The following is a 5885-nucleotide window of genomic DNA, read 5'->3' as shown; positions in this document are numbered from 1 at the left end:
CGCGACACGCCCGGGATGTGGGGTGGTTTGCTGGGTGGTGGGGTGGTGCGTAAAGTAATCACTCGTCACCCCAAAGGTGCGGCGGAGCGGCCGGGACAGTGTCCCGGAGCGAGCCGGCCTCAAGCGGGACCGTCCTCCACCGAGGTTCTGATCGGGACTTGCGCCTGATCGCTTCGACGCTTAGGATGTAAAACCTGCAACTGGTCCTCTCCTTCGGGATGAGCCATCCACCTCGTGTAGGGGGATGCACATCGGTTGCACAACCAAGAACACAGCTTCGTTGCTGATGTCCGGGGGTTCCCGGGTGGATGAGCGGATGCGTCTGGTCCTTGAGAACTCAACAGCGTGCACATTGTCAATGCCAATTTATTGACCCCGTGCGTGTCGGCCTTCGGGTTGGCGCGTTCGTGGACGATTCCTTTGGATTGAATGATTGTCAGTAGACAGTCTTTTCAGTCAGCATCAAATTCGCCTTCTGCTCTTCGGAGTGGTTGGGAACGTTTTTTACGGAGAGTTTGATCCTGGCTCAGGACGAACGCTGGCGGCGTGCTTAACACATGCAAGTCGAACGATGATGCCCAGCTTGCTGGGCGGATTAGTGGCGAACGGGTGAGTAACACGTGAGTAACCTGCCCCTGACTCTGGGATAAGCGTTGGAAACGACGTCTAATACTGGATATGACGGCCGATCGCATGGTCTGGTCGTGGAAAGAATTTTGGTTGGGGATGGACTCGCGGCCTATCAGGTAGTTGGTGAGGTAATGGCTCACCAAGCCGACGACGGGTAGCCGGCCTGAGAGGGTGACCGGCCACACTGGGACTGAGACACGGCCCAGACTCCTACGGGAGGCAGCAGTGGGGAATATTGCACAATGGGCGAAAGCCTGATGCAGCAACGCCGCGTGAGGGATGACGGCCTTCGGGTTGTAAACCTCTTTTAGTAGGGAAGAAGCGAAAGTGACGGTACCTGCAGAAAAAGCACCGGCTAACTACGTGCCAGCAGCCGCGGTAATACGTAGGGTGCAAGCGTTGTCCGGAATTATTGGGCGTAAAGAGCTCGTAGGCGGTTTGTCGCGTCTGCTGTGAAATCCCGAGGCTCAACCTCGGGCTTGCAGTGGGTACGGGCAGACTAGAGTGCGGTAGGGGAGATTGGAACTCCTGGTGTAGCGGTGGAATGCGCAGATATCAGGAAGAACACCGATGGCGAAGGCAGATCTCTGGGCCGTAACTGACGCTGAGGAGCGAAAGCGTGGGGAGCGAACAGGATTAGATACCCTGGTAGTCCACGCCGTAAACGTTGGGCGCTAGATGTAGGGACCTTTCCACGGTTTCTGTGTCGTAGCTAACGCATTAAGCGCCCCGCCTGGGGAGTACGGCCGCAAGGCTAAAACTCAAAGGAATTGACGGGGGCCCGCACAAGCGGCGGAGCATGCGGATTAATTCGATGCAACGCGAAGAACCTTACCAAGGCTTGACATACACCGGAAACGGCCAGAGATGGTCGCCCCCTTGTGGTCGGTGTACAGGTGGTGCATGGTTGTCGTCAGCTCGTGTCGTGAGATGTTGGGTTAAGTCCCGCAACGAGCGCAACCCTCGTTCTATGTTGCCAGCGGTTCGGCCGGGGACTCATAGGAGACTGCCGGGGTCAACTCGGAGGAAGGTGGGGATGACGTCAAATCATCATGCCCCTTATGTCTTGGGCTTCACGCATGCTACAATGGCCGGTACAAAGGGCTGCGATACCGTAAGGTGGAGCGAATCCCAAAAAGCCGGTCTCAGTTCGGATTGAGGTCTGCAACTCGACCTCATGAAGTCGGAGTCGCTAGTAATCGCAGATCAGCAACGCTGCGGTGAATACGTTCCCGGGCCTTGTACACACCGCCCGTCAAGTCATGAAAGTCGGTAACACCCGAAGCCGGTGGCCTAACCCTTGTGGAAGGAGCCGTCGAAGGTGGGATCGGTGATTAGGACTAAGTCGTAACAAGGTAGCCGTACCGGAAGGTGCGGCTGGATCACCTCCTTTCTAAGGAGCATCTGGCACTGCTGGCCTGGCCCGTTCGGGTTGGGGGTGGTGTCCAGGCGCCGGATCGAGACGAATGTTCTCGCCGGTAGCTCATGGGTGGAACATTGACAGTGGGTCCGGATGGATCTCGTGGATGCTAGTACGTCGGTTTCGGCCGGTTGGAACGGGTCTGTGGGTGAGGTTCGGGCCGTGCACGTTGTTGGGTCCTGAGGGACCAGGCTTCCCTGCTGCCTGTGTGGTGGTGGGGGTTGGGGCTTGATGCCCCCTCGTTGGGCCAGTGCCAAGTCGACCGGTTGGTCGGGGCGGGCTGGTGCCGATCGTATGTTGAGAACTACACAGTGGACGCGAGCATCTTAGACGCTTGCTGATTCGTCGCCGGCTTTCGTGGTTGGTGGTGGGTCGGCTGGTGTCACAAGAGTGCGATTCGCTCCTGACGTCGTTTGGCGTTGGGACGAGTCAACACTGAGGCCGTGCATCGTTTTCGGTGCGCGGCAATCTTTGTGGTCAAGTTTCTAAGAGCAAACGGTGGATGCCTTGGCATCTGGAGCCGAAGAAGGACGTAGAAATCTGCGATAAGCCTCGGGGAGCTGATAATCGAGCTGTGAGCCGAGGATTTCCGAATGGGGAAACCCCGCCAGGCGTTTTGCGACCTGGTGACTCCCGCCTGAATGTATAGGGCGGGTAGAGGGAACGTGGGGAAGTGAAACATCTCAGTACCCACAGGAAGAGAAAACAACATGTGATTCCGTGAGTAGTGGCGAGCGAAAGCGGATGAGGCTAAACCGATCATGTGTGATAGCCGGCGGGCGTTGCATGGTCGGGGTTGTGGGACACGTCGCTCAGTTCTGCCGGACTGGGGCGGTTACAGCGCATCATAGTCGAACCGGTTTGAAAGCCGGGCCGTAGTGGGTGCCAGCCCCGTAGACGAAATGGTGTTATGGCCGGATGTGTATCCCAAGTAGCACGGGGCCCGAGAAATCCCGTGTGAATCTGTCAGGACCACCTGATAAGCCTAAATACTCCCAGATGACCGATAGCGGACAAGTACCGTGAGGGAAAGGTGAAAAGTACCCCGGGAGGGGAGTGAAATAGTACCTGAAACCGTTTGCTTACAAACCGTTGGAGCCTCCTTGTTGGGGTGACAGCGTGCCTTTTGAAGAATGAGCCTGCGAGTTAGCGATATGTGGCGAGGTTAACCCGTGTGGGGTAGCCGTAGCGAAAGCGAGTCTGAATAGGGCGATTCAGTCGCATGTCCTAGACCCGAAGCGAAGTGATCTATCCATGGCCAGGGTGAAGCGACGGTAAGACGTCGTGGAGGCCCGAACCCACTTCAGTTGAAAATGGAGGGGATGAGCTGTGGATAGGGGTGAAAGGCCAATCAAACTTCGTGATAGCTGGTTCTCTCCGAAATGCATTTAGGTGCAGCGTTGCGTGTTTCTTGCCGGAGGTAGAGCTACTGGATGGCCGATGGGCCCTACAAGGTTACTGACGTCAGCCAAACTCCGAATGCCGGTAAGTGAGAGCGCAGCAGTGAGACGGTGGGGGATAAGCTTCATCGTCGAGAGGGAAACAACCCAGACTACCAACTAAGGCCCCTAAGCGTGTGCTAAGTGGGAAAGGATGTGGAGTTGCACAGACAACCAGGAGGTTGGCTTAGAAGCAGCCACCCTTGAAAGAGTGCGTAATAGCTCACTGGTCAAGTGATTCCGCGCCGACAATGTAACGGGGCTCAAGCACACCGCCGAAGTTGTAGATTTCGTACCCAGACAAGCCTTCGTGGTTCAGTCGTACGGAGTGGTAGGAGAGCGTCGTGTGGCGAGTGAAGCGGCGGAGTGATCCAGCCGTGGACGCCACACGAGTGAGAATGCAGGCATGAGTAGCGAAAGACGGGTGAGAAACCCGTCCTCCGAAAGACCAAGGGTTCCAGGGCCAGGCTAATCCGCCCTGGGTAAGTCGGGACCTAAGGCGAGGCCGACAGGCGTAGTCGATGGACAACGGGTTGATATTCCCGTACCGGCGAACAACCGTCCCAGTCAATCCAGTGGTGCTAAGAGTCCTAACCCGGCTCGATCCTGATCCCTTCGGGGTGATGGACGTCCGGTCTAACGCTCGACCCCATGCTGGTGCGGCTAGCGTATTAACAGGTGTGACGCAGGAAGGTAGCTGAGCCAGGCGATGGTATCCGTAAGGTGAACCTGGTGTAAGGATGTAGGGCTGACGATAGGCAAATCCGTCGTCTGTACGCCTGAGATCCGATGCATACCCGTCATGGGGAATTCAGTGATCCTATGCTGCCGAGAAAAGCATCGACGCGAGGTTGCAGCTGCCCGTACCCGAAACCGACTCAGGTGGTCAGGTAGAGAATACCAAGGAGATCGAGAGAATCGTGGTTAAGGAACTCGGCAAAATGCCCCCGTAACTTCGGGAGAAGGGGGGCCGGAACCGTGAACGGACTTGCTCCGGGAGCGGGGAAGGCCGCAGAGACCAGTGGGAAGCGACTGTTTACTAAAAACACAGGTCCGTGCGAAGTCGCAAGACGATGTATACGGACTGACGCCTGCCCGGTGCTGGAAGGTTAAGAGGAAGGGTTAGCCTCACGGCGAAGCTCAGAATTTAAGCCCCAGTAAACGGCGGTGGTAACTATAACCATCCTAAGGTAGCGAAATTCCTTGTCGGGTAAGTTCCGACCTGCACGAATGGCGTAACGACTTCCCAGCTGTCTCAACCGCGAACTCGGCGAAATTGCACTACGAGTAAAGATGCTCGTTACGCGCAGCAGGACGGAAAGACCCCGTGACCTTTACTACAGCTTGGTATTGGTGTTCGGTGTGGCTTGTGTAGGATAGGTGGGAGACTGTGAAACGGGCACGCCAGTGTTCGTGGAGTCGTTGTTGAAATACCACTCTGGTCACTCTGGATGTCTAACGTAGGACCCTGATCGGGTTCATGGACAGTGCCTGGTGGGTAGTTTAACTGGGGCGGTTGCCTCCCAAAAAGTAACGGAGGCGCCCAAAGGTTCCCTCAACCTGGTTGGCAATCAGGTGTCGAGTGTAAGTGCACAAGGGAGCTTGACTGTGAGACTGACAAGTCGAGCAGGGACGAAAGTCGGGACTAGTGATCCGGCAGTGGCTTGTGGAAGCGCTGTCGCTCAACGGATAAAAGGTACCTCGGGGATAACAGGCTGATCTTGCCCAAGAGTCCATATCGACGGCATGGTTTGGCACCTCGATGTCGGCTCGTCGCATCCTGGGGCTGGAGTAGGTCCCAAGGGTTGGGCTGTTCGCCCATTAAAGCGGTACGCGAGCTGGGTTTAGAACGTCGTGAGACAGTTCGGTCCCTATCCGCTGCGCGCGTAGGAAATTTGAGAAGATCTATCCCTAGTACGAGAGGACCGGGATGGACGAACCTCTGGTGTGTCAGTTGTTCTGCCAAGGGCACCGCTGATTAGCTACGTTCGGACCGGATAACCGCTGAAAGCATCTAAGCGGGAAGCCGTCTTCGAGATGAGATTTCCATGCCCCTTGTGGGTGAGAGGCTCCCAGTAGACGACTGGGTTGATAGGCCGGATGTGGAAGCGGGGACTAACGACCCGTGGAGCTGACCGGTACTAATAAGCCGATGACTTGATTACACTTCCCACCCGTTCGGGTGGGGCTCGCGTCCACTTTGTGGTTCCCGATATGCGATCGGGGATCATCCGCAGCAACTGCGGAACATGATCGTGAATATCGATGGTGTTCCGGTGGTCATAGCGAGAGGGAAACGCCCGGTCACATTCCGAACCCGGAAGCTAAGCCTCTCAGCGCCGATGGTACTGCAAGGGGGACCTTGTGGGAGAGTAGGACACCGCCGGACTCAACGT

At 56.6% G+C, this 5885-nt stretch carries 3 rRNA genes; all 3 read left to right on the top strand.

Annotation, left to right across the window (positions count from 1 at the left end):
• The first annotated feature begins 503 nt into the window (after positions 1-503).
• The 3 genes from DEI86_RS16215 (at position 504) to rrf (ending at position 5878) form a co-directional block, all read left to right on the top strand.
• Positions 504-2023: ribosomal RNA gene (locus DEI86_RS16215) — 16S ribosomal RNA — on the top strand.
• Between the two features lie 502 nt (positions 2024-2525).
• Positions 2526-5654: ribosomal RNA gene (locus DEI86_RS16210) — 23S ribosomal RNA — on the top strand.
• Positions 5655-5761: 107 nt separating this feature from the next.
• Positions 5762-5878: ribosomal RNA gene (rrf, locus tag DEI86_RS16205) — 5S ribosomal RNA — on the top strand.
• Together the 16S, 23S and 5S rRNA genes form the textbook arrangement of a ribosomal RNA operon.
• Positions 5879-5885: the final 7 nt, after the last annotated feature.

Origin of the sequence: Curtobacterium sp. MCBD17_028, from assembly GCF_003234875.1 — a bacterium.
Lineage (GTDB): Bacteria > Actinomycetota > Actinomycetes > Actinomycetales > Microbacteriaceae > Curtobacterium.
The sequence above is the reverse complement of the archived record's forward strand: the minus strand, read 5'-3'. Positions and strand labels throughout refer to the sequence as shown.